This is a genomic window from Stagnihabitans sp., from assembly GCF_964946895.1.
Genome location: NZ_CBBQHX010000048.1, coordinates 1 through 24,666, shown reverse-complemented (window position 1 = coordinate 24,666; position 24,666 = coordinate 1). Strand labels below are relative to the sequence as shown.

At 64.8% G+C, this 24,666-nt stretch carries 24 protein-coding genes and 1 tRNA gene; 17 read left to right on the top strand and 8 right to left on the bottom strand.

The window, feature by feature from the left end; genetic code table 11:
* Positions 1-977 (top strand): Tm-1-like ATP-binding domain-containing protein (locus AC1Y2B_RS20740; RefSeq protein WP_482255035.1); only part of this gene is annotated, 977 nt, incomplete at its 5' end.
* A gap of 60 nt (positions 978-1,037) precedes the next feature.
* Positions 1,038-1,688 carry a GntR family transcriptional regulator gene (locus tag AC1Y2B_RS20735; protein WP_482255034.1) on the top strand — a complete coding sequence of 217 codons (651 nt, stop codon included), beginning with the start codon at positions 1,038-1,040 and terminating at the stop codon, positions 1,686-1,688.
* Here AC1Y2B_RS20735 and AC1Y2B_RS20730 read toward each other — a convergent pair.
* Positions 1,685-2,383 (bottom strand): type 1 glutamine amidotransferase, encoded by a 699-nt coding sequence (locus tag AC1Y2B_RS20730; RefSeq protein ID WP_482255033.1) that lies wholly within the window; start codon positions 2,381-2,383, stop codon positions 1,685-1,687. The two genes, AC1Y2B_RS20735 and AC1Y2B_RS20730, sit on opposite strands and share 4 nt — an antisense overlap.
* Positions 2,384-2,455: 72 nt before the next feature.
* Between AC1Y2B_RS20730 and AC1Y2B_RS20725 the strand changes: the two genes are divergently transcribed.
* The 3 genes from AC1Y2B_RS20725 to AC1Y2B_RS20715 are packed head-to-tail and all read left to right on the top strand — an operon-like array spanning position 2,456 to position 5,332.
* Positions 2,456-3,712 (top strand): cytochrome P450, encoded by a 1,257-nt coding sequence (locus AC1Y2B_RS20725; protein ID WP_482255032.1) that lies wholly within the window; start codon positions 2,456-2,458, stop codon positions 3,710-3,712.
* Positions 3,713-3,721: 9 nt separating this feature from the next.
* Positions 3,722-5,014, top strand: coding sequence for a type I glutamate--ammonia ligase (locus AC1Y2B_RS20720; protein WP_482255031.1), 1,293 nt, complete (start codon positions 3,722-3,724; stop codon positions 5,012-5,014).
* A gap of 3 nt (positions 5,015-5,017) precedes the next feature.
* Entirely contained in the window at positions 5,018-5,332 is a 315-nt protein-coding gene (locus tag AC1Y2B_RS20715; protein WP_482255030.1) for a 2Fe-2S iron-sulfur cluster-binding protein, read from the top strand.
* 12 nt (positions 5,333-5,344) lie between these two features.
* On the opposite strand, the gene AC1Y2B_RS20710 is transcribed toward AC1Y2B_RS20715, so the two are convergent.
* Complete coding sequence (locus AC1Y2B_RS20710; RefSeq protein ID WP_482255029.1) at positions 5,345-5,809, bottom strand: MarR family winged helix-turn-helix transcriptional regulator; 465 nt, start codon at positions 5,807-5,809, stop codon at positions 5,345-5,347.
* Positions 5,810-5,816: 7 nt separating this feature from the next.
* Positions 5,817-6,443: a maleylacetoacetate isomerase gene (gene maiA, locus AC1Y2B_RS20705; RefSeq protein WP_482255028.1), complete on the bottom strand. Its 627-nt coding sequence runs from the start codon at positions 6,441-6,443 to the stop codon at positions 5,817-5,819.
* Positions 6,444-6,546: 103 nt separating this feature from the next.
* Between maiA and hmgA the strand changes: the two genes are divergently transcribed.
* From hmgA to AC1Y2B_RS20670, 7 genes are all read left to right on the top strand, one after another.
* On the top strand, positions 6,547-7,902 hold the full coding sequence (gene hmgA, locus AC1Y2B_RS20700; protein ID WP_482255027.1) for a homogentisate 1,2-dioxygenase: 1,356 nt from the start codon (positions 6,547-6,549) through the stop codon (positions 7,900-7,902).
* Positions 7,903-7,975: 73 nt separating this feature from the next.
* On the top strand, positions 7,976-9,229 hold the full coding sequence (gene fahA, locus AC1Y2B_RS20695) for a fumarylacetoacetase (RefSeq protein WP_482255026.1): 1,254 nt from the start codon (positions 7,976-7,978) through the stop codon (positions 9,227-9,229).
* A gap of 10 nt (positions 9,230-9,239) precedes the next feature.
* On the top strand, positions 9,240-10,190 hold the full coding sequence (locus AC1Y2B_RS20690; RefSeq protein WP_482255025.1) for an MBL fold metallo-hydrolase: 951 nt from the start codon (positions 9,240-9,242) through the stop codon (positions 10,188-10,190).
* 3 nt (positions 10,191-10,193) lie between these two features.
* Positions 10,194-11,816 (top strand): FAD-dependent oxidoreductase, encoded by a 1,623-nt coding sequence (locus AC1Y2B_RS20685; RefSeq protein WP_482255024.1) that lies wholly within the window; start codon positions 10,194-10,196, stop codon positions 11,814-11,816.
* Entirely contained in the window at positions 11,813-12,013 is a 201-nt protein-coding gene (locus tag AC1Y2B_RS20680) for a DUF2783 domain-containing protein (protein WP_482255023.1), read from the top strand. The genes AC1Y2B_RS20685 and AC1Y2B_RS20680 overlap by 4 nt, the downstream gene beginning before the upstream one ends.
* Positions 12,014-12,088: 75 nt before the next feature.
* A complete protein-coding gene (locus AC1Y2B_RS20675; protein ID WP_482255022.1) occupies positions 12,089-17,287 on the top strand; it encodes a beta strand repeat-containing protein in 5,199 nt (1,732 codons plus the stop codon).
* A gap of 66 nt (positions 17,288-17,353) precedes the next feature.
* On the top strand, positions 17,354-18,211 hold the full coding sequence (locus AC1Y2B_RS20670) for an FkbM family methyltransferase (protein ID WP_482255021.1): 858 nt from the start codon (positions 17,354-17,356) through the stop codon (positions 18,209-18,211).
* A gap of 6 nt (positions 18,212-18,217) precedes the next feature.
* Here the strand turns inward: AC1Y2B_RS20670 and AC1Y2B_RS20665 are convergent, their stop codons facing one another.
* From AC1Y2B_RS20665 to nhaA, 3 genes are read right to left on the bottom strand one after another with little or no spacing between them, the layout of a single operon-like run.
* The gene (locus AC1Y2B_RS20665; RefSeq protein ID WP_482255020.1) at positions 18,218-18,514 is read right to left on the bottom strand and encodes a Dabb family protein; all 297 of its coding nucleotides are present in this window, start codon (positions 18,512-18,514) and stop codon (positions 18,218-18,220) included.
* Between the two features lie 14 nt (positions 18,515-18,528).
* Positions 18,529-18,957 carry an iron response transcriptional regulator IrrA gene (gene irrA / locus AC1Y2B_RS20660; RefSeq protein WP_482255019.1) on the bottom strand — a complete coding sequence of 143 codons (429 nt, stop codon included), beginning with the start codon at positions 18,955-18,957 and terminating at the stop codon, positions 18,529-18,531.
* Between the two features lie 50 nt (positions 18,958-19,007).
* A complete protein-coding gene (nhaA, locus tag AC1Y2B_RS20655; protein ID WP_482255018.1) occupies positions 19,008-20,174 on the bottom strand; it encodes a Na+/H+ antiporter NhaA in 1,167 nt (388 codons plus the stop codon).
* Between the two features lie 159 nt (positions 20,175-20,333).
* Between nhaA and fabA the strand changes: the two genes are divergently transcribed.
* The 5 genes from fabA (at position 20,334) to AC1Y2B_RS20630 (ending at position 23,992) form a co-directional block, all read left to right on the top strand.
* Positions 20,334-20,843 carry a bifunctional 3-hydroxydecanoyl-ACP dehydratase/trans-2-decenoyl-ACP isomerase gene (gene fabA / locus AC1Y2B_RS20650; protein WP_482255017.1) on the top strand — a complete coding sequence of 170 codons (510 nt, stop codon included), beginning with the start codon at positions 20,334-20,336 and terminating at the stop codon, positions 20,841-20,843.
* Between the two features lie 31 nt (positions 20,844-20,874).
* Positions 20,875-22,104: a beta-ketoacyl-ACP synthase I gene (fabB, locus tag AC1Y2B_RS20645; protein ID WP_482255016.1), complete on the top strand. Its 1,230-nt coding sequence runs from the start codon at positions 20,875-20,877 to the stop codon at positions 22,102-22,104.
* 33 nt (positions 22,105-22,137) lie between these two features.
* Complete coding sequence (locus AC1Y2B_RS20640; RefSeq protein WP_482255015.1) at positions 22,138-22,926, top strand: enoyl-ACP reductase FabI; 789 nt, start codon at positions 22,138-22,140, stop codon at positions 22,924-22,926.
* A 115-nt stretch (positions 22,927-23,041) separates the two neighbouring features.
* Entirely contained in the window at positions 23,042-23,446 is a 405-nt protein-coding gene (locus tag AC1Y2B_RS20635; RefSeq protein WP_482255014.1) for a VOC family protein, read from the top strand.
* Positions 23,447-23,590: 144 nt separating this feature from the next.
* A complete protein-coding gene (locus AC1Y2B_RS20630; protein ID WP_482255013.1) occupies positions 23,591-23,992 on the top strand; it encodes a VOC family protein in 402 nt (133 codons plus the stop codon).
* A gap of 110 nt (positions 23,993-24,102) precedes the next feature.
* On the opposite strand, the gene AC1Y2B_RS20625 is transcribed toward AC1Y2B_RS20630, so the two are convergent.
* Together AC1Y2B_RS20625 and AC1Y2B_RS20620 are read right to left on the bottom strand one after the other, a co-directional pair.
* A tRNA-Gly gene (locus AC1Y2B_RS20625) sits at positions 24,103-24,176 on the bottom strand.
* 55 nt (positions 24,177-24,231) lie between these two features.
* Positions 24,232-24,666, bottom strand: a 435-nt coding sequence (locus tag AC1Y2B_RS20620) for an SOS response-associated peptidase (RefSeq protein ID WP_482255012.1), incomplete at its 5' end; no start/stop codon positions are given.

The following is a 24,666-nucleotide window of genomic DNA, read 5'->3' as shown; positions in this document are numbered from 1 at the left end:
TGGCCCTGCGCCTGCACCGCGAGGGCCGCTTTGACGGCGTGATCGTGCTGGGCGGCTCGATGGGCACCGATCTGGCGCTGGACCTGTGTGCCGCCTTGCCGCTTGGCGTGCCGAAATACGTCGTCTCCACCGTCAGCTTCTCGGCCATGATCCCGCCCGAGCGGTTGGCGCCTGACCTGCAGATGATCCTCTGGGCCGGTGGCCTCTATGGCCTGAACTCGGTCTGCAAGGCCTCGCTCTCTCAAGCCGCAGGCGCGGTTCTGGGCGCGGCACGCGCGGTGGAGCCGCCAAACCGTGACAAACCCCTGATCGGCATGACCTCGTTCGGCAAGACCGTGCTGCGTTACATGGTCGCCCTGAAACCGGCGCTGGAAGAGCGCGGCTTTGAGGTCGCTGTCTTCCACGCCACAGGCATGGGCGGGCGGGCGTTTGAAAGCCTGGCTGCCGAGGGCGCCTTCGCCGCCGTTCTGGACTTCGCCCCGCAAGAGGTCGGCAACCACCTCTTCGGCTCGGCCATCACAGCCGGGCCGGACCGGATGACCGCCGCCGGGCGCAAAGGCATTCCACAACTGGTGTCCTTGGGCTGCTGCGATCTGGTCGACCTTGTCGGCTGGCACCCCATCCCCGCCCGCTTTGCCCACCATGCCGCCCATGCGCACAACCGCCTCCTGTCCTCGGTGGTCCTGAATGCCGAAGAACGCCGCGACCTCGCCCGCACCCTCTCGGCCCGCCTCGCCGAGGCTAAAGGCGAAACCGTCCTGATCCTGCCCCGCCATGGCGACAACGAATGGGACCGCGAGGGTGGGCCCTTGGCCGACCCCGAGGCCTATGCGGCCTTTCTTGAGGAGTTGCAGGCCACCTGTCCGGGCCATGTCCGACAGATCGCGCTGGACGCCCATATCAACGACGAAGCCTTCACCGATGCGGCCTTGGCTGTGGTGGATGAATGGATTGCGCGCGGCATCCTGCGCGCCTGACTGGACCGGGGCCCCCCATTCCGTTACCACCAAGCCAAAGCGGACGGAGAGGCTTTGCGCATGACCATCCAGAACTCCGGTCTTGTTCAGCAGATACTGGACCGCATCGACCTTGGCCTGCTGAACCCCGGCGACAGTCTGGATGAGGCGGAACTGGTCACCACCTTCGGCGTCTCGCGCACGCCGGTGCGGGAGGCGATCCTGCAGCTGGAGGCCGTGGGTCTGGTGCGCCGCCTGCCCCGCAAAGGCGCCACGATCTTCCGCCCGACGCTGGAGGAATTCCTCGCTATCCTGGAAGTCCATGCCAAGCTGGAGGGTCAGGCCGCAGGCCTCGCCGCCCGCCGCCTGTCCAAGCAGGGCGCGCTGGCGCTGGAGGCCGCAGTGGTGGCCTGCGAGGCCCATGCCGCACAGCAGGGCGACGCCGACCCGGACGGCTATTACCAACTGAACCTGCGCTTCCACGAATGCGTGGCACTGGCGGCGGGCAATGCTGTGCTGGTGGATTTCGTCAAGACAAACGCCCGGAAACTGCTGGCCTATTATCGCGCCCGCTACAAGTTTTCAGGCGTTATCGCCGACTCCGCCAAGGACCACCGCGCCATCGCCGCACTGATCTTCGACCGCCAGACCGAGAAGGCCGAGGCCGCGATGCAACGTCACGTCCAGTTCGATCAGGTCACCGCGATGGACTTGCTGGCGGCTTTGTCTTAGGCCTGCTCGAAGAAGGCCACGATCCAGCCCGCCATCCGGGCCGCATCCGCGCGCTGCGACAACGATTGGCGCGCCGCGAGCGCCACTTTGGGCGGGACTTCGTCGGCATATTCCTCGACCAGAGCAGCCATGAAATCATGCGTGATTTCCGGGTGATACTGGGTGGTGAAGACCTTGTTGCCCACGCGCAGGAAGCCCACCGCGCAGTCGGCATTGCTGCCCAGAATCTCGGCCCCCGGCGGCACCTGCGTCACCTGTTCCGAATGCGCGGCGTTGAGGCGGATCAGCCCCGGCTCCATCCATGCGGGCGGGTTCGTGACCTGCGTTTGCGTCACGCCAAAGACCCAGCCGCCGGGGTTGTCGGTGACCTTGCCGCCCAAAGCCGCCGCAATCGCCTGATGTCCGAAGCAGGCGCCGAACAGCGGCAAACCCTGCGCCACAATCTGCGGCACGGCCTGCAACAACCGCGCGATCCAAGCCGCATCGTCGTTGACCGAGGCCGGACTGCCGCCGATGATGAAGCCGTCATAGGCGGACAGGTCGGCGGGGAAAGCCCCAGACGGCAGGTCAAACGCCGTGACCTGCCAATCCGGCCGCAGCCCGTGGATCAGGGCCTGAAACTTCTGCCCATCGTCCGGGTGGCGGGCGGCGAAGGCGCTGTCGTCGGTGTTGGTCACCAGAACCGCGATATGCATGAAGAAGCCTCTTTACATATTTATAGCTTCCATCATTATACACATGTTAAGGATCGGGCAAGGGAGCCGTGCATGACCATCTGGAATCCAACCGACGATGGCTTTGCGGACCTTGGCAGCCATGACACCTTCCTGAATGGCCCGCCCTTGAACACCTTCGCCCGCCTGCGCCGCGAAGATCCACTGCATTGGTCCGACTGGTCCGGCGGCCAAGGCTACTGGTCCCTGACCCGCCACGCCGACATTCTGGCGATGAACGGCAAGCCTGACCTCCTCTCCTCCGCCCGTGGCATCCGGATGGAGGATCAGACCTACGAAGAATACCTCGCCCGCCGCACCTTTCAGGAAACCGACCCGCCAGAGCATATGCAGACCCGTGTGAAAGTCGCCCGTGCGTTTTCGAAAGGTGTCGTGGCGGAGTTCGAGGCGACGATCCGCGACCTCTGCGCCACCATTCTGGATGAGGCGCTGGCGAAGGGCACCTTTGATGCGACCAAAGAGATCGCCCGCGAGCTGCCAATGCGGATGCTGGGCCGCATCGTTGGCCTGCCGGAGGAGGACCTGCCGTGGCTGGTCGCCAAAGGCGATTCCCTGATCGCCAACACCGATCCGGATTTCACCACCCATGTCCTCGACAAGATGACCACGGAAGAATTCCGCATGATGCCCTTCAACTCCCCCGCCGGGGCGGAGTTGTTCGTCTACGCCAAGGACCTGATGAAGCGCAAAGCGGCCTCAGGTGACACCTCGGGCGTCCTGAACCTGATCCTCGCCCCCGGCCCGGATGGCACCGTGATGCCGGAACACGAGTTCCGCAACTTCTTCTGCCTGCTGGTGGCTGCGGGCAACGACACCACCCGCTATTCGCTGGCCGCCGGCATCCACGCTCTGCTGCACCAGCCCGAACTCCTCGCCCAAATCCAATCCGGCGCGGTCGATGACACGATGGCGGACGAGATCATCCGCTGGGCCACCCCCGCCATCTACTTCCGCCGCACCGCCACGCGGGATTTCGACATGCACGGCAAGACCGTACGCCAAGGCGACAAGGTGCTGTACTGGTTCATTTCCGGCAACCGAGACGAGACGGCCTTTGACGACCCGCTGCGCGTCAACCTCGCCCGCACGCCCAACAAGCACCTGTCCTTCGGCCAAGGCGGCCCGCATCTGTGCCTTGGCATGTGGCTCGCCCGGCTAGAGGTCCGCGTGCTGTTTCAGGAACTCGCCAAGCGGATCAAGTCGATCGAACCGGCTGGCGAGCACAAATTCCTGCGCTCCAATTTCGTCGGCGGGATAAAGTCCCTGCCTGTCACCGTCACATTGCAATAGGACATCACCATGCCGGATCGCCTGAGGGCCATGTTCTGCGACCATTTGAGCCTGATGCGGGGCAAATACCTGCCCGCCTCCAAGATGAAATCCGACGGCACGCGGCTCGCCCGCCCCAACTTCGCCGTGCATTGGGACAAGGATCTGCTGCTGGACGCGCCCTATACGGAAACGCGCCAGGGCATCCCCGACATGGAACTGCGCTGGGAGGAAGCCAACATCCGCGCCGGATGGGAACCCGGCACCAAGGTCGTCGCCGGGGACCTGCACAACGCCGACGGCTCGCCCATGCCTTTGTGCCCACGTGGGGCGCTGAAACGCGCCGTGGCGGATTGGGGCATGCTGGGGCTCTCGCCGAAAGTGGGCATCGAACTGGAAGCCTATGCCTTCGTCAAAGCCGAAGATGGCTCCTTGAAGCCGATGGAGGCTCCGGGCGGCATCGTCTACGGCACAGGCCCCTTCACCGACCCTTCCGGCATGATCGACGCGATCTGGTGGCAGGCCGAGGCGTCGGGTTTCAAGCTGGACCTGATCACCGCCGAATATGACACGCCGCAGTTCGAATTCACCCTGACCTATGACACGGCGGTCAAGGCGGTGGACGAAATCGTCCTCTTCCGCCAGATGGCCCGCGAGGTGGCGCTGAAGCATGGCGTGATCCTGACCTTCCTGCCCAAGCCGATCCTCGGCAAGGGCGGCTCGGGCATGCACATCAACCTGTCCTTCGCCGACACCGCAGGCGGCAACGCCCTGTCGAACGGCCCGCAAGGTGGCCCCTCGGCCCTGAACGACCTCGGCAAGGGCTGCATTGCGGGGTGGATGCAACATCATAAGGGTCTGGCGGCCTTGGTCGCCCCCACAGTCGGCTCTTATGGTCGCCTGCAACCGGCGTCCCTGTCGGGTTACTGGTGCAACTGGGGCGGCGACCATCGCGGTGTGACCGTGCGGGTCAGCGAGGAAGGCGGCGCGAAAGCGCGGCTGGAGCACCGCATGCCGGACGCCTCAGCCAACCCCTACACCGCCGTTGCGGCTGTCCTGCAAGCGGCACGCTTGGGGCTGGCGAATGGCTACCCCCTGCCCTCCCCCGAAGCGGGTGACTGCTTTGACCGCATCGACGCGGGGCATGGCGTGGCGGCATCCCTTGGTGAGGCGGTCGATGATCTGGAATCTGACATCGCGCTCTGCGACGCCGTGGGCAAGGAGCTTTGCGAGCATCACATCTTCATGAAGCGGGCCGAGGTGGAAAAGACCAAGGGCCTCGAAGGCGATGCCCTGCGAGATTACTACATCTGGTATGTGTGAGCCATGAAAGCCACCTGGATTCAGCCGGACGGCAGCCAAACCACCCTTGACGTCAAGCCTGGTGACAGCCTGATGCAGGCCGCCACCGCCCGCGCCATCCCCGGCATCATCGGCGAATGCGGCGGCTCGATGTCCTGCGCCACCTGCCATGTCGTCGTCGACCCGGCCTGGTTCGCCAAAACCGGCGAGGTGGACACGTTCGAGGACCAGATGCTTGACATCGCCGAGGCCGAACGTCAGCCCACCTCTCGCCTGTCGTGCCAAATCCGGATGACCGCCGACCTTGACGGCATCATCCTGCGGATGCCCGAAGTCTGAAAAGGTGGCCGTCTAGTCCGTATCCTCGACGAAATCGCCGCCATGCATGATCAACTCGCGCAAAACGGCGTCCAGCTTCTGCGCAAGATCGACGCCAAGGTTGGCCCGCAACGCGCGGTCATAGGCGATGGCCTGCTGGCCAAGATCGTGGAACACGGCCAGGCCCTGCGCCGTCAGCGCCAAAACCTCGGCCCGGCGGTCGGTCGGGCTGGGGCTGCGGGTCAAAAGGCCATCGCTTTCCAAAGCCGCCACGGATCGGCTGACCTTGGTCTTTTCGATATGCGAGATGGTGCAGATGTCCCGCGCCGTCATGGCGCCAAACTTGCCAAGGTTGGCCAGCACCCGCCATTGCGTGCGGGTCATGCCGTAGGCGGCCTTGTAGCTGGCCTGAAAGCTTTTCGACGTCGCCTCGGCTGCCTGATTGAGCAGGTAGGGCAGGAAGGTCTCCAGGTCGAATTCCGGGGCTGGGTCGGTCATCGGGACCTCAGGTAGGTTTGACGCGGTCAGGATGCGCCGCGGCAATGGCAGGCAACGCCTCCAGCCGGGCCGAAATCGCCGCCAGCTTCGGATAGGCCGCAAGGTCCACCCCCCAGCGCCGGGCGTTGTAGACCTGCGGCACAAGGCAGATGTCGGCCATGCTGATCTGATCGCCATAGGAATAGGCCCCGGAACCGGTCAGCATCCCTTCCAGACCCTGCAAGCCAAGGGCAATGAAATGGCCCATCCAGCTTTCCATCGTGATCCCGCCGCCAGACTGCGCCACCGCATACCGCGCCACGCGCAGATTGCAGACGGGATGGATCTCCATCGCCACGGCATAAGACAGGGCGCGCACCTTCGCCCGGCCCAAAGCGTCCTTCGGCAGGAAGCCCGCGCCATGCGCCTCGTCAAGATATTCAAGGATCGCAAGGGATTGCGTCAGGCTTGCCCCGTCGATCTCCAGCACCGGCACCAGCCCCTGCGGGTTGCGCGCCAGATGATCCGACCCGGTATGCGCCCCGGCCACAAGGTCCACCGGCACGCTGTCATACCCCAACCCCAACAGGTTCAGCGCAATCCGCACCCGATAGGCCGCCGAGGACCGCCAGTAGTCATAAAGTGTGATCGCCATAGCCCGCCCTTTGCCCTGATACCTGCAACTTTAGCTTGACATAGTTGCGCATGCAACCAATAACACGGCCAGACCGACTCTTCCCGCGCACGAGGAGCACTTCATGAACAGCTTTACCCTGCCCGCCGGAATGGTCCGTGCGGCAACCACGATTGGCACGACCGAAGGCTACATGCCCGGCTTCGGCAATGACTTTGAGACCGAGGCTTTGCCGGGCGCCCTGCCGCAGGGCCAGAACTCGCCGCAGAAGTGCAACTATGGGCTTTATGCCGAACAGTTGTCGGGATCAGCCTTCACCAAGCCGCACCCCGAGCGGACGTGGTGCTACCGCATCCGCCCCTCGGTCAAGCACACCACCCGGTTTGAAAAGATCGACGTCCCGCACTGGAAATCCGCGCCGCATGTGCTGCCGGATGTGATTTCCTTGGGCCAGTACCGCTGGGACCCGGTTCCGCATTCGTCCGAGCCGCTGACTTGGGTGACCGGGATGCGGACCGTGACCACGGCGGGGGATGTGAACACGCAAGCGGGCATGGCCAGCCATGTCTACCTTGTGACAGAGTCCATGCAAGACGAATACTTCTTCTCCGCCGATGGCGAACTGCTGGTCGTCCCGCAAGAAGGCCGCCTGCGGTTTTGCACGGAACTTGGCATCATCGACGTGGAACCCAAGGAAATCGCCGTCCTGCCGCGAGGCCTGGTCTACCGCGTCGAGGTGCTGGAAGGCCCCTGCCGTGGCTTTGTCTGTGAAAACTACGGGCCGCCCTTTACCCCCCCGGCCCGCGGCCCGATTGGCGCCAACTGTCTGGCCAACCCGCGCGATTTCAAGACCCCGGTCGCGGCGTTCGAAGATCGCGACGCGCCGTCCTCGGTCGTGCTGAAATGGTGCGGGCAGTTCCACCGCACCAAGATCGGCCACTCACCGCTGGATGTGGTGGCGTGGCACGGCAACTACGGCCCCTACAAATACGACCTGCGCACCTATTCCCCGGTGGGTGCCATCCTGTTTGACCACCCGGACCCGTCGATCTTCACCGTCCTGACCGCACCGTCAGGGCTGGAGGGCACGGCGAACATCGACTTCGTCCTGTTCCGCGAACGCTGGATGGTGGCCGAACACAGCTTCCGCCCGCCGTGGTACCACAAGAACGTCATGTCAGAGCTGATGGGCAATATCTACGGCATCTACGACGCCAAGCCCAAAGGCTTCATCCCCGGCGGCATGTCCCTGCACAACTGCATGCTGCCGCATGGCCCTGACCGCAACGCCTTCGAAGGCGCCTCCAATGCCGCGCTGAAGGCGGAAAAGCTGGATGAGACCATGAGTTTCATGTTCGAAACCCGCTTCCCGCAGCATCTGACCGAATGGGCAGCGAAATCCGCGCCCCTGCAGGACGATTACATCGACTGCTGGGCCAGCCTTGAGAAGAAGTTCGACGGCACGCCCGGGGTGAAGTAAGCCCAAGCCGAGAAGCGGGGGGCCAGCCCCCCGCACCCCCCGGAGTATTTGTGCCAAGATGAAAAGGAACGCCATGAGCCTGATGAAAAGCTGGGTGGAGTCTGCGAACTCCGCTACCGCGCCGTTTCCGTTGAACAACTTGCCATGCGGCGTGTTCTCGGTCGGGCAGGACGAGGCGCATTGCGGTATGGCGATTGGCGATTTCGTGCTGGATCTGACGACGCTGGAGGCCGAAGGGCTGCTGACGCTGGAGGGCGGGCCGCTCTTGGACGTGCCGTTCTGGAATGCGGTGATTGAGGCCGGGCCGGAGGTTTGGGCTTCGCTGCGCGCTCAGGTGACGGCGCTGCTGAAGGCCGGGGCGAGCAAGCGCTTTCTGGTCGAGGATCATCTGGTGGCCTTGAAGACGGTCACATTGCAGATGCCGTTCCTTGTGTCGGAATACACCGACTTCTACGCGGGTCGTCATCATGCAAACAATGTTGGAACCATGTTCCGGGGGGCCGAGAATGCCTTGCCGCCGAACTGGCTGCATATTCCGATCGGCTATAACGGGCGGGCGTCTTCTGTCGTGGTCTCGGGCACCGATGTGCGCCGCCCTTGGGGTCAGGTGAAGGGACCGGATCATGCGGTACCGGCCTTCCAGCCCTCGCGCCGGTTCGACATCGAGCTGGAGATGGGGGCGGTGGTGGGCGTGGCCTCGGACGGCCCGGTCACGGTGGCCGAGGCTGACGCGATGATCTTTGGCTATGTGCTGCTGAACGACTGGTCGGCGCGGGACATTCAGGCTTGGGAATACCAGCCCTTGGGTCCGTTCCAGGCCAAGGCGACAGCGACCACAATCTCTCCTTGGGTGGTGATGAAGGCGGCGCTGGAGCCGTTCCGCGTCTCCACACCGCCGCGTGAGGTGCCCTTGCTGCCGCATCTGCAGGAGCTGGGGCCGATGCTGTATGACATCGCTTTGGAAGTTGGACTGACGCCTGCAGGTGGCAGCGAAACTGTGATCAGCCGCACCAACTATGCCGAGATGTACTACTCCGCAGCCCAGCAATTGGCCCATCATACCACCAGCGGTTGCCCGATGAATTCGGGCGATTTGCTGGGTTCCGGCACGATCTCGGGGCCCGAGAAGGGCAGCCGGGGCAGCCTTCTGGAACTGTCCTGGGGCGGGAAAGAGCCGATCCCGGTGGCGGGTGGCACCCGGACCTTCATCGAGGACAACGACACCCTGACCCTGCGCGGCCACGCGCAAGGCGACGGCTATACCATCGGGTTCGGCGACTGCGTGGGCAAGGTTATCCCTGCACTGTCAGACCCTTATGCAAGGTAAGGAACAGACCATGGCCAAGGCTTTCGCCTCGCAAGGCGATCTTGCGGACAAGAAGATCACGTTCAGTGAAATCGGAGAAGGCCTCTATGCCTTCACCGCCGAGGGCGACCCGAACTCTGGCGTCATCATTGGCGACGACTCGGTGATGATCGTCGAAGCGCAGGCCACCCCGCGTCTGGCGCAAAAGGTGATCGACTGCGTGCGCGGGGTCACGGACAAGCCGATCAGCCATGTTGTCCTGACCCACTACCACGCCGTCCGCGTTCTGGGTGCCAGCGCCTTCAACGCCCCGCAAGTGATCATGTCGGAAGACACCCGCAACATGGTGGCCGAACGGGGCCAGGAAGACTGGGACAGCGAATTCCAACGCTTCCCGCGCCTGTTTCAAGGCCATGAAAGCATCCCGGGCCTGACATGGCCTACGACGACCTTCAACGGCAAGATGACCGTCTGGCTTGGAAAGCGCCGCGTTGACCTGATGCAACTCGGCCGCGCCCATACGGCGGGCGATACCGTCATCCATGTCCCTGACCAAAACGTCATGTTCACCGGCGATATCGTCGAGGCCCACTCCGCCTGCTACTGCGGCGACGGCCATTTCAACGAATGGGGCGCCACGCTGGAGGCGATCCGCGCCTATGACCTCGCGGCCATCGCACCGGGCCGGGGGGATGCGGTGATCGGCCAGAAGGCGGTCAACGGCGCCCTCGACCGCACCAAGGACTTCGTGACCAGCACCTACCAGCCCGCGGCCAAAGTCGCCGCCCGCAGCGGCTCGCTGAAAGAGGCCTGGGACGCCGTCCGCGCCGCCTGTGACCCGAAGTTCAAGGACTATGCCATCTACGAACACTGCCTGCCCTTCAACGTCGCCCGCGCCTATGACGAGGCGCGCGGCATCCACCATCCCCGCATCTGGACCGCCCAGCGCGATCTGGACATGTGGGCGGCTTTGCAAGGCTAAGCCATGAACCAACCCGTCGCCCAGCGCCAGAACCTGGCCTTCACGCTGTATCCCTACGCCAGATCCCCCGATCAGGACCTGCCCCCGAAGCGCCACAAGGTCGTGATCGTCGGCGCCGGGCCAATCGGCCTTGCGGCGGCGCTGGACCTTGGGCAGCGGGGCATCCCCGTTCTGGTGCTGGATGACGCTGAGGGCATCGGCGAAGGCTCTCGCGCCATCTGCTTTGCCAAACGCACGCTGGAGATTTGCGACCGACTGGGGGCGGCGGGCCCGATGCTGGACAAGGGCGTGCAGTGGAACGTCGGCAAGGTCTTCCACGACGACAGGCTGCTCTATGACTTCAACCTCTCGCCCGAGGGCGGCCACGCATTCCCCGCTTTCATCAACCTGCAACAGCCCTATTTCGAGAAGTTCCTGCACGATGCCATTGTCGCGGCACAAGCCAAGGGCGCACCGATCGAAATCCGCGGCAGGAACCGGGTCGAGGCGCTGACGGTGGCCGGGGATCATGTCTCGCTGGACGTCACCACACCCGATGGCGCCTACAAGGTGGAGGCCCACTGGCTGGTCGCGTGCGACGGTGCCCGTTCCCCCCTACGCACCATGATGGGTCTGGATTTCAACGGCAGGGTGTTCGAAGACAACTTCCTGATCGCCGATGTCCGCATGAAGGCCGCTTTCCCGACCGAACGCTGGTTCTGGTTCGAACCCCACTTCAAGTCCGGCGACAGCGCCCTTCTGCACAAGCAACCCGACGACATCTGGCGCATCGACTTTCAACTGGGCTGGAACATCGACCGCAAGAAAGAGCTGGAGCCTGCCAACATCCGCGCCCGCGTCGATGCGATGCTTGGCCCGGATGTGGACTACGACCTGGCCTGGACCTCGATCTACACCTTCCAATGCCGCCGGATGGACCGCTTCCGCCATGGCCGGGTGCTCTTCGCCGGAGACTCCGCCCACCAAGTCAGCCCCTTCGGCGCACGGGGGGCGAATTCCGGCATTCAGGATGTCGATAACCTCGGCTGGAAGCTGGCGCTGGTGATCCAAGGCAAGGCGCCCGATGCCCTGCTCGACACCTATGACGCCGAGCGCGTGCATGGGGCGGATGAGAATATCCTGAACTCCACCCGCGCCACCGACTTCATCACGCCGAAAACCCCGGTGTCCAAGCTGTTCCGCGATGCTGTGCTGGAACTGGCGGCGACAGTGCCCTTTGCCCGAACCATCGTGAATTCGGGCCGCCTGTCGGTGCCCTGCACCTATGACGGCTCGGCACTGAACGGGCCGGACCATGCGGATATGCCGCCACGCACCCGCCCCGGCAGCCCCTGCCCCGACGCGCCGCTGGCCGAGGGCTGGCTGCTGCAACACCTCAAGGGCTTTACCTTGCTGACGCTGGATGCCACAGCACCCGACAGCCTGACCGCCCATGGCGTCAACGTCCGGCGCCTCGCCCTGTCGGCCCATGACAACGACGCCCTGCGCGCCCGCTATCTGGGGCAGGCGACCCAGGCCGTCTACCTCATCCGCCCCGACCAGCACGTCGCCGCCCGCTGGGACCATTTCGACGAGGCCGAAATCTCTGCCGCCCTTTCCCGCGCCATCGGACAGGACCAGCCATGACCCTGATCACCACCCCCAACCTGCCCCGCCCGGACGAGGCCTATGCCCGCCTCATCGCGGCCCATGACGGCCTGACGGAAGCGCAAAGCCATGCGATGAACGCAAGGCTGGTGCTGATCTTGATGAACCACATCGGTCAGGACGCTGTCTTGGCCGAGGCGCTGGCCCTCGCCCGGCCTGCCGCATCGCAGCGCTGAAACTCCGCAGCTTTCGACGGATTTTGCGGACGCGCCTTAGCCGGATGTCAATACATCCGGCCTAGTCCCGTGGCCATGGCGATCATCACGGCACTGACCTCTGCGCGGTTGCGTTCCATCGACTTCTGGCCGACCCCGGCCGGAGCCGTGGTGTCCGCCATCACCACGCAGACCGCGACGACCTACGAGGTTGTCCTGTCAAACGGCACCTCGCTGCGCTACGCGGGAAGCGGCTTTGCCTATTCCGGCAGCCACATCGCGCCGGTGGCCGGCACCTACACCTCGATTGACCTCTTCAACAGCGCCCATATCGCCATTGGCCGGCTGGAGGGGGCTGTGGGCGATCTGACGCAAATCCTGACCGCCAACCCCGCCACCGATGTGCTGCTTGGCCCCGACACCCTGACCGGCGGCGCCGGCAATGACATGCTGCTTGGCCGCAGCGGGCCGGACCTGATTGTGGACAAGGACGGCACCTCCACCCAGATCGACGGCAGTGATGGCGACGACACCATCGTGATCGGCGATCACACCTTTGCCAGCGGCTCCATCGCGGGTGGCACCGGGACGGACACGCTGGTGGCCGGACAAACTGACCTCAGCGGCCTGACGCTCAACAGCCTTCAGGTGTTGCACACCAACGCGGGGATCGTGACCGCCACCGCCACCCAATTCGACGGGTTCGACACGATCCGGGTCGACGCGGTGCAAACCAGTGCGACCGTGTCGCTGACCCTCGCCGCCAGCGGTACCGCAACCGTGCTGGACCTTTCGGGCGCTTTGGGCGCCCGCGCCGTGGTCCTGACTGGCAGCACCGATGCCGAGACGATCACCACCGGCACCGGCGCAGACCTCGTCTGGGCGGGCGGCGGCGATGACAGCCTGACCGGCGGCATCGGCGCCGATACGCTGAACGGCGAGGCGGGCAATGACACGCTGCGCGGCGGCGCGGATGGCGATGTGCTGGATGGCGGTACGGGGAACAACCTTCTGGACGGCGGCGATGGCAATGACACGCTGATCAACAGCTTTGCCAACGGCGCAGGCTATGGCGGCGTTGTCAGCATCGACGGCGGTCTCGGTGATGATCGGATCGTGTTGGGCACCGGCAAATTCACCGCCGGAACCGTGCTGGGCGGTGCGGGGCTCGACACGCTCAGCGCGGGGGGTGACATCCACACCCTTTCCATCTTGGGGGTGGAAGTGCTGGAAACCGGCGGCGGAACCGTCACCGCGACCGTCGCGCAACTGGAAGCCTTTGATGCCATCCGCGTCGATCAGGCCCATCCCAACGACCGGCCCACACTGACGCTGCTGGCAACCGGCCTTGCCACCGTGCTCAACCTGGCCGATGAACTGAACGCGGGCGGACCGCATGGCGTGAACCTGACCGGCTCCTCCGATGTCGAGGATATCACCACCGGCGACGGCGCGGATGTTCTGATCGGCGGCGCCGGGGACGATACGCTCACCGGCGGCGCGGGCAATGACACACTGACGGGCGGCGCGGGGCTGGACCATTTCCACTTCGGCGCCTTTGGCTTCGGCATCGACCTGATCACCGACTTCGTCAGCGCCACCGCATCCCCCGCCGCGCATGAGGTGATCGACCTGGCCGGGCTCAACCTGAAATTCACCGACCTCAGCTTCGCCGTGACGGGGGCGGACACGACGATCAGCCTCCTCGGCCATCCGGATGACAAGATCATCGTCCAGGGCGTCACCGGTCTGACCACTGCCGATTTCGCCGCCTTTGGTGCCACGGGGCGGGAGTTCATCGGCGGTTGGCAGGGCGACGTGATCGACGCCCTTGGCAGCCAGATGTCCGGTTTCAGCGGCGGCACCCTGGGCGATCTGCGCGATGGTCTGGGCGATCATCTCAGCGGCAACGGCGGCAACGATTCCATCAGCGCGGGCCCCGGCAACGATCTGATCGAGGGGGGCCTTGGTGCTGACACGCTCAGGGGCGGCAACGGGGATGACACGATCGACGGCGGGCCGGGGCAAGACCTGATGGACGGCGGCGCCGGCAGCAACTGGGTGACCTTCGCCACCGCCACCGCAGCAGAGCGGATCAACCTTGTCATCGGCACGGCCTATGGCGGGGCCGGGGGCGATACCTTGACCGGCTTTGCCAATGTCACCGGCTCGGCTTTTGACGACACGATCACCGGCGACGCCTTGTCCAACCAGCTCAGTGGCGACGGCGGCAACGATTCCCTGATCGGCGGCGACGGCAATGACCTTTTGTTCGGCGGCGCGGGGGATGACCGGCTGATCGACCTGACCGGCACCGCCAGTCTGAACGGCGGCCTGGGCAACGATGCTTTCGTGCTCGGGTCCTCTATGACCGGCGCCGTGGATGGCGGCGACGGGGCGGACGTCCTGATCCTGGGCGGGCTTGCCACGGCGATCGGCGGGCTGGCCCTGTCCGGGCTGGAGGAGATGCAGACCTTCGGCGCCACGGTCACCGCGCTGGCCAGCCAGTTGACCGGCTTCAGCCTGATCCACACCGACGGCACCGGGGCAACGGACGGGCTTCAGGTCAAGCTGATCCTGCAAGACACCGGCACAGCCACCACACTGGACCTGTCCGGCGCACTCAACGCCGGATCGGTCGGGCGCGCCGTGCAACTGACCGGCTCCGGCGATGCCGAAACGCTTGTGACCGGCGCTGGCGCCGACAGCATCGCGGCCGGCCTTGGCGACGATGTGCTCTTTGGCGGTGGCGGCGCCGACCTGATCCTGGGCGAGGAGGGCAATGACCAGCTGTTTGGCGGCGATCAGGATGACAGGCTGTTCGGCGGCGACGGCTATGACGTCTACCATGGTGGCGGCGGCTGCGATGCCATTCAGGATGATTTCGTCGGCGGCATGTCGGTCAGCGGCGATCAGGGCGATGATCAGGTCACCGCAACCCGGGGCGGACTTCTGACCGGCACCTATGACGGCGGCACCGGCACCGATCAGCTGATCCTGACGGACGCCACCGATATCAGCGGCCTGACCCTGTCGGGGGTAGAGGTTCTGGCCACGCTGGACAACGCAGTGACCGGTTATGCCAGCCAGTTCAACCAGTTCACCAGCTTCACCACCCGCGACCCCTTCCCCGGAGAGCGGGTTACCCTGACCTTGCTGGCCACCGGTGGGGCGACGGTGCTGGACCTGTCCACCTCGCTGATGGCTGCCGGGGTGCAGCACGGAGTCTGGCTGACCACGACCCAAGATGACGAAACCATCACCACCGGCGCCGGAAATGACACGATCCTTGGCTTGGGCGGGCACGATGTGATCCACAGCGGCGACGGCAATGACCGCATCGTGTTCCAAACGGGTGATGTGGTGTCCGTTGACGCCGGGGCTGGCGATGACCGTGTCGAACTGGGCGGCACTCCGCCCGGCGCGGGCCAGGTCGAGGGCGGCACCGGGGTCGACACGCTGGCCGGGGGCAAGGACATCACCGCCCTGTCCGTCACCGGCTTTGACGTGCTCGAAACCGCAACCCCTGACCCGTTCCGCGCCTTCGCCGCCCAACTGGCCCAGTTCAGCGCCATTCGGGTCGGGGACGCAACCTCGACCGACACCGTCAGCCTCACCCTCGCGGCAACCGGCAGCGACACCGTGCTTGACCTGTCGACCGCGCTGTCTGGCAGCTTCGGACCGCGCGCCGTCACTCTGCTGGGCACCCCCGACAACGAAACCCTGACCACGGGCGACGGAGACGACTCCCTTTCAGCCGGTTTCGGCAACGACGTTTTGTCCGGCAACGGCGGCGATGACGTGTTGTCGGGCGATGACGGCAACGACCTGCTATTCGGCGGCATGGGCAATGATCAGCTGTTTGGCGGCAGCGGGGCCGATGTGCTGTTTGGCGGTGACGGCGATGACACGCTGACCGATGCCGCCGACGCCCCGCTGACCCTGCGTGGCGATGCCGGCAATGACCGCGTGGTCGTGCTGGGCAGCGGCACCCTGACAGGCTCGCTCTACGGTGGCGGCGGCGATGACGTTCTGGTCCTGCACGGCGCCAACACACTGTCGCTCGCCACCATCACCGGCTTTGAACGGCTGGAGGCGGATGGCACCCTGACCGGGCTTGCCAGCCAGTTCGCCGGCCTTTCCAGCATCCTGGCCGACCCTGCCAATCCCAGGGCCGCCGTCAGCCTGATCCTGCAAGCCAGCGGTGGCCCCACCACGCTGGACCTCTCGGGCGCTTTGAACGCGGGCGGCGCGCCCCGCGGCGTGACGCTGCAAACCTCCTCCGATGCCGAGACGATCACGCTGGGCGATGGCAACGACACGGTGACGGTGGGCAGCGACGATGTGCTGAACACGGGCGGCGGCGCCGACCTGATCACCGATCACGGCTCGGACACAGTCTCGATTGCCGCTGGCCTTGGCAGTGATCTGATCGACGTCGCCGGAACCGCCTTTTCCAGCGGCACCCTCGACGGCGGCACCGGCTTTGACACCCTGCGCGCGACCGATGCCACCCTGTCCGGCCTGACCCTGCGCAGCCTGGAGGTGCTGGAGACCGGTGGCGGCACCGTTCAGGCCACCACCACGCAGTTCGAGGGGTTTGCCCGCATCCAATCCTCGACCGGCGGGATCCGGCTGGTGCTGATCGCCACAGGCACCGCCAGCACACTCGACATTTCCAGCGAGTTGAACCTGCCCGCTCGTGGCCAGCCGGGGCCACGCGCTGTGCTGCTGATCGGCTCCACCGATGCCGAAAATCTGCAAGCCGGCGCCGGCAATGACACGGTCGAGGGCGGCGATGGCAAGGACATTCTGGCTGGCGGCATCGGGGCTGACCTCCTGTGCGGCGGCACCGGGGCGGACACGCTGTTCGGGGGCCGGGGCAATGACGTGCTGACCGGCGATGGCGGCATCGACCACCTGTTCGGCGGCAGCGGGTCGGACTGCTTCTGGTTCCGCCAGACCAAAGCCGCCGACGCCGATATCATCCACGATTTCACCCCGACCGAAGATCATATCCTGCTGACGCGCAGCGATTTCGGCAATTTTGACAGCTCCGCCGCGTCAGTTCAGCCCGCCTCGACCTGGTTTCTGGCCAATGCCGGTGCCGTCGCCGCCGATGGCACCGACCGCGTCCTGTATGACACACGAACCGGCAAGCTTTACTTCGACGCCGACGGCACAGGTCCGACCGGCCGCGTGCTGCTCGCCACCTTCGCGGACTTGGGCGCGGGGGTTCCGGCGATCACCGCCGCTGATTTCCTGGTGCAGGACAGCTTTGCTGTGCCCAACTGACAGGTCAGCCTTGCTCTTGCCTTCGTCAAAGGCCAATCTGAGGTCATATTATGACGGAGGCCGGACGTGCGTCTTCCCTATCCCGAAGCTGAATTGGGCAATGTCCAGATTGGGACCATCAACCTCAGCTTTCGCAAACAGGACGGCGGCGGCACCCATTACCTTGGGCGCGGTCACTTCGAAGAATATCTCAGCAGCATCTATCCTGTCCTGGGTGCCCAACTTCGCCCCAAGATCTGTATCGACATTGGCGCGAACTACGGCTTCACCGGGCTCCTGATGCGACGGGCCTTTCCGGACTGTGCCTTGACCCTTGTCGAGCCTGTCCCGTGGCTGGCAGATTTCATCCGGCATAATTTCACCGCCAATGACACGTTCTACGACCATTTCCATTCGGCGATCGTCTCAACCATGACCGGGGATGGGCAGTCCAGCTTTGGGGTCAACGAAAAATCCTCGCAGGACAGCCGGGTGATCGCGCAACCGGGTTTCAAAGTCGTTTCGACCTCTGTCGTCACGCTGGACGGTCTGGCCGCCTCCGTTGCGCAGGATCAGGCTGTCTATATCAAGATCGATACCCAAGGCTGGGAAGAACGCGTCTTCGCCAGCGGGGCAGACTTTCTGGCCCGTCACAATCGCTGGTTCATCAAGACCGAATTCGCGCCCATGTGGTTGGAGAGCCAAGGCAGCGATCCCGTGGCTTTGCTGCGCGACCTGATCCGCCGCTATGACGTGCACGAAAGCGCGGGAAGGCAACGCTGGAACTGCGCCAGTCTGGCCGAGGCGATCGGGACGCCGTTGCGGTCTGGCTGCGAGGCTGATTTCGTACGCTACGTCCGCCATCTGGCGATCCGCGACACGGGCTGGGTTGATCTTTACCTGCTGCCGCCCGCAGCGCGGCGCGGCTATGACCTGCACCCTTAAGCGGCGTCAGACCGCCAGTTCCACCGTATCGTGCTCCATGAACGCTGCCACTTCCGGGATCCAGCGCCCCTGCACGAAGGCCACGTGCTGCGGGTGGATGTTATAGGCGTCATAGGCCGCCTGATCGACGAAGGTCATCGAGACGGCAAAGGCGAATTCATTCTTCGGACTGATCTCGCGCGCGATCTGGAAGGTCTGCACGCCGGGAATGGCCTTCAGGCCGGCCAGTGCCGCCAGAAAAGCAGTCTCTGCCTCGGACCCGGGGGCGTGGGACAGGCGGAACAGGGCAGCGTGGCGGATCATCAGGGGCTCCGGTGTCAGGCGCGGCGCAGGCGGATCACCACGTCGACGCGGGCGATCTGGGTGCCTTCGGGGGCTGCGGGCAGGGCCGCGATCTTGACCTCGTCGGCGGGGGCATCGGTCAGGGAGTGGCTGTCTTCCCAGTAGAAATGCGGGTGATCGTCCATGCGGGTGTCAAAATAGCTGCGGGCACCGTCGACCACGACTTCATTGACCAAGCCTGCCGCACAAAAGGCGCGCAGCGTGTTGTAGACCGTGGCCAGACTGACCTTCTCGCCTTCGCCGCCAGTCAGGGCGAACAGGCTTTCGGCCGTGACATGGCGATTTTGCCCGTCACCCACCAGCAGCCGCGCCAAGGCCAGCCGCTGCCGCGTCGGCCGCAAGCCGCCGCGCGCCAGCCAGTCGGCCACGCGTGTCGCTTCCAAAGAGCCTTCCGCAGTCATCATCCTGTCATCCCGCTGTGCCATCCTGCCTGCCCGGACGGGTGGTGTGCCAACTATAACGACGCCGGTCCCGCAAGGCCAGAGAGCATGCGCAGCCCCACCAATCCCGCCACCGCCGCCAGAACCGAAGCCCCCAGCACCCCCAGACGCACGGCATTCATCGCAGCGCCCTCGCCAAAGGCCAGCCCGCCGATGAACAGGGACATGGTAAAGCCAATCCCCGCCAGCAAGGCCACCGCCGCCACATGGCGCATCCGCATGCCATCCGGCAGGGCGCCGAGGCCCAGCTTCACCAACCCGTAACAGACGCCCGTCACCCCCACGAACTTGCCAAGGATCAGACCAAGCCCAACGCCAAGGGCGATCTGCCCACCCGACCCGGCCAGGCTCAGGTCGCCCAACGGCAGGCCAGCATTGGCGAAGGCGAACAGCGGCACGATCAGGAACGTGACATAGGGCTGCAATCCCTCGGTCAGGTGGTGCAGGGGCAAGCCGCCGTTGCGGTCGCGCAACGGGATGCAAAAGGCCGTCACCACCCCGGCGATCGTGGCATGGATGCCCGATTCCAGTACCAGAACCCACAAAACCACGCCCAACAGCAGCGCGGGCGCCAGCCGCCCGACCTTGAGCCGCGCCAGCAGCAGCATCCCGGCCAAGGGCACCAGCGCTGCCAGAAGGTAATGCACATCCAGATCGTGGCCATAGAACAGCGCAATGATCAGGATGGCACCCAAGTCATCCAGAATGGCCAGCGTCAGCAAGAAACTGCGCAATCCCGGCGGCAATCCGGGGCCGGCCAGCGCCAGAACGCCCAAGGCGAAGGCAATGTCGGTGGCACAGGGCACGGCCCAGCCCTGCCCGACCCCGGCCCCCGCCGTAACACCCAGATAGACCAGCGCCGGAACAGCCATCCCGCCCAAAGCCGCAAGCCCCGGCAGGATCACCGCCCGCGCATCCCGCAGACGGCCTTCCAGCATTTCGTGCTTCAACTCCAGCCCGACGGTCAGGAAGAACACCGCCATCAACCCGTCATTCACCCAAAGGATCAAGGGCTTGCCCAAAGACCTGCCGCCCACCGCCACCGAAATCGGCAGGTCCAGAAACGCCTGATAGGCCCCGGCCAGCGGCGAATTCGCCGCCACCAGCGCCAGCACCGTCGCCGCAATCAGCACCAGCCCGCCCCAAGCCTCGCGCGTCAGACCGCCCGCACCTTCACTCATCCTGTATTCCTTGCGCCCAAATCCCGGTCCCGCCACCATAGCCTGCAACCGCAGCATGGCAACCGCTCAGCGGCAGGACGCCACCTTGCGCGTCCTTCTCTCGAAATGTTACACGGGCTGAAACGAGCTTCAGGCAGACCCAAGGGAGACACCGGCAACATGAGCGCTTTTCCGACCACATTTGACAAGGAAGCGCTTCTGGCTTGCGCGCGTGGCGAATTATTCGGCCCCGGCAATGCGCAACTTCCCGCCCCGCCGATGCTGATGATGGACCGCATCACCGAGATTTCCGAAGACGGCGGCGCATTCGGCAAGGGCCATGTGGTCGCCGAGTTCGACATCCACCCCGACCTGTGGTTCTTCGCCTGCCACTTCCCCGGCAACCCGATCATGCCCGGCTGCCTTGGCCTTGACGGCCTCTGGCAACTGACCGGCTTCAACCTCGGCTGGCGCGGCTGGCAGGGGCGCGGCTATGCGCTTGGCGTGGGCGAGGTCAAGCTGACCGGCATGGTCCGTCCGGATCGCAAAATGCTGCGTTACTTCGTCGATTTCACCAAGGCGCTATCCACCCGGCGCCTGACCATGGGCGTGGCCAACGGCCGCGTCGAAGCGGATGGCGAGGTGATTTACCAGGTCACCGATATGAAAGTCGCCCTCTCTGCCAACTGACCCCGGCAAACGTTCCCGGAAAGGATATCCCATGCGTCGCGTTGTCATCACCGGCATCGGCATCATCTCTCCCATCGGCAACTCGGCAGAGGAGGTCGAAGCCTCGCTGCGCGCCGGCAAATCCGGCATCATCGCCGCCCCCGACTATGCCGAGCGTGGCTTTCGCAGCCAGGTCAAGGGCCAACCGCAGATCGTGCTGGAAGACCATATCGACAAGCGCGACCTGCGCTTCATGGGGCCGGGTGCCGCCTACAACTTCCTTGCGATGAAGCAAGCCATCGCCGACGCCGGCCTTGCGCCGGAAGACGTGTCGAACGAACGCTCCGGCCTGATCATGGGCTCGGGCGGGCCCTCGACCTCGAACTTCTTCCAGGCCTTCGACGCCGTGATCAACAAGGGTGCGCCCAAGAAGATGGGCCCCTTCATGGTCACCCGCTGCATGTCATCGACCAACTCCGCCTGCCTTGCCACCCCCTTCAAGATCAAGGGCGTCAACTATTCCATCACCTCGGCCTGCTCCACCTCGGCGCATTGCATCGGCAACGGCACCGAACTGATTCAGATGGGCAAGCAAGACATCGTCTTCGCCGGCGGTGGCGAGGAACTGGACTGGACCCTGTCCTGCCTCTTTGACGCCATGGGCGCCATGTCCTCCAAATACAACGACAATCCCGCCACCGCCTCGCGCCCCTATGACGCCACGCGGGACGGTTTCGTCATCGCCGGCGGCGGCGGTGTCGTGGTCCTTGAAGAACTCAACCACGCCCTCGCCCGCGGCGCCAAGATCTATGGCGAAGTCACCGGCTACGGCGCCACCTCCGACGGGCACGACATGGTCGCCCCCTCGGGCGAAGGCGGCGAGCGGTCGATGAAGTTGGCCATCTCCACCCTGCCGCAAGGCCGCCACATCGACTATATCAACAGCCACGGCACATCGACCGTCGTCGGCGACGTCACCGAGATGGAGGCGATCCGCCGCGTCTTTGGCCGGGGCCACACGCCCCCGGTCGCCTCCACCAAATCCCTGACCGGCCACTCGCTGGGTGCCACCGGCGTGCACGAGGCGATCTATTCGCTGATCATGATGAACAAGTCCTTCATCGCCGCCTCCGCCAACGTCACCACGCTGGACCCCGCATTGGACCCGGCCGAGATCGTGACGACCCTGCGTGAAGGCGTCGAACTCGACTCGGTCCTCTCCAACAGCTTCGGCTTCGGCGGCACCAACGCAACGCTCGTGATGAGCAAATATCTCGACTGATCCGGGCATAACCGGGCGATAAAGGGGGACCTGATGGCGGAACTGATGAAGGGCAAGCGCGGCCTGATCATGGGCGTGGCCAACGAACGCTCCATTGCCTGGGGCATCGCAAAGGCACTGCATGGCGAGGGGGCAGAGCTTGCCTTCTCCTACCAGGGCGACGCGTTCGGCAAGCGGGTCGAACCCCTTGCCGCCTCGCTCGGCTCGGATTTCCTCGTTGATGTCGACGTGACCAACGACGAAAGTCTCGACGCCTGCTTTGGCGCACTGAAAGACCGCTGGGGCACGCTGGACTTCCTCGTCCACGCCATCGCCTTTTCCGACAAGAACGAACTCACCGGCCGCTTCATCAACACCAGCCGGGGCAACTTCAGCCATTCCCTCTCGATCTCCTGCTTCTCCTTCATCGACGTCAGCCGCCGCGCCGCCGACCTGATGCCGGATGGCGGCTCCCTCATCACCCTGACCTATGCCGGCTCCAACCGCGTCACGCCGAACTACAACGTCATGGGCGTCGCCAAAGCCGCCCTGGAATCCGCCACCCGCTACCTCGCCAATGACCTCGGGCCCCAGAAGATCCGCGTCAACGCCATCTCCCCCGGCCCGATGAAGACCCTGGCCGGGGCCGCCATCGGCGGCGCCCGCGCCACCTTCCGCCACACCGAAGCCAATGCCCCCCTCCGCCAGAACGCCACGCTGGAGGCGATCGGCGGCACCGCCGTCTGGCTCTGCTCCGACTACGGCAACTGCACGTCAGGCGAGATCGTCCACGTCGACTGCGGCTATCACGTGCTGGGTATGCCACAGCAAGACAACCTCTGACACCGCTGATCCGGCCGAAACGCGCGCCTGCGCACCGCAGGCGCGCTTTTTGCTTGCCTGTCGGCGCCGCGCGGGCAATACTTGCATGATTAGCTAACCATCAGGACCCCGCGCCATGCCCCAGATGATCTTCGTCAACCTGCCCGTCACCGACGTCCCCCGCAGCCGCGCCTTCTACCAATCCCTCGGCTGGACCATCAACGAAAAGTTCTCGGACGCCAGCGGCGCCTGCGTTGTCGTCTCGGACACGATCTACCTGATGATTCTCAACCACGACAAATTCGCCTCCTTCGCCACCAAACCCCTTGCCGACCCCGCAACGACCACCGCCGTCATGGTGGCCTTCAGCGCCGACAGCCGCACCGCCGTCGATGCCTGGGCCGAAGCCGCCCTCAAATCCGGCGGCTCCGAACCGAAAGCCGCAATGGACATGGGCTTCATGTATGGCCGCACCTTCAACGACCCCGATGGCAACGTGATCGAGGCTTTCTGGATGGACCCGGCCGCCGTCAACGGCTGACCAAAAGCAACGTCTTGCCCCTTCATTCAGGCCCAAATATCCCCGCCGGAGGCATCTTTCGGCGGGGACCCAAGCCGCCGCTTGCCAAACGCCGCGCTCTGCGCCCATCATTTGATATCAAATTGGCTTCGGTTGGAGGGTGCCATGCCCCGCAAGATCTTCATCAGCCTGCCCGTCACCGATGTGGCCCGCAGCCGCGCGTTCTACCAGGCGCTTGGTTTTGCCATCAACGAAAGGTTCTCCGGCCCGAACTCGGCCTGCGTGATCGTCTCCGATACGATCAATTTCATGCTCTCAAGCCACGACCAGTTCCGCCGCATCTCCCCCAAACCCTTGATCCTGCCGTCCGAAGGGGCCACCTGCCTCTTCGCCCTGTCCTGCGACACCCGCGCCGAGGTTGACACCATGACCGAGGCCGCCATCGCTGCCGGTGGCAAATCCCTGCACGACCCCGAGGACGAGGGCTTCATGTACTCCCGCGCCTTCGAGGACCCGGATGGCAACGGCTTCGGTCCGATGTGGATGGACCCTACCGCAGCCGGCTGAAATCTTAACAAATGCTGAACAAACAACTTGAAAATCTCGCGCAATCAATGACTTACAACAGCTTGCACGCGTGCAATCCTGTCATTTTCACACCCAAAGCGATATGATTATGGAGCGGGCGACGGGAATCGAACCCGTGTCTTTAGCTTGGAAGGCTAAGGTCTTACCATTACACAACGCCCGCGCTGGCCTGTTCATACCATCCCGCGCCGTCAGGCTCAACCCGCCCGCACCAGTTTTCACGCCTCGATCGGCTCAATCAACTGCGGCCCCCGCGCCCGGTTCGAATTGACCGCCTTATCCACCCGCCACGACTGCAACACCCCCGGCAACGTCGGCTTCATCAGCAAAGCCGCCCCATGCCCCGCCTCGCCCAGCCACAAGGGCCAATCCGCCGCCTCCAGAATCAGCGGCTCCCGGTCATGGATCCCCGCCATGTTCGGCCCCGCATCCAAGGTCACCACCGCGCAGGTCATCCGATCCTGCCACGCCGAATAGACCCCACCCAAGGCCAGCGGCGCCCCATCCGCCCGCGTGATATACCAAGGCAACCGCGCCCCACCCTCCCCCGCGCTCCATTCATAAAAGCCCGAGGCCACCACCAGACAGCGCCGCTGCCGGATCGCCTCCCGAAACGCCGGCTTCTCGGCCACTGTATCCGACCGCGCGTTGAT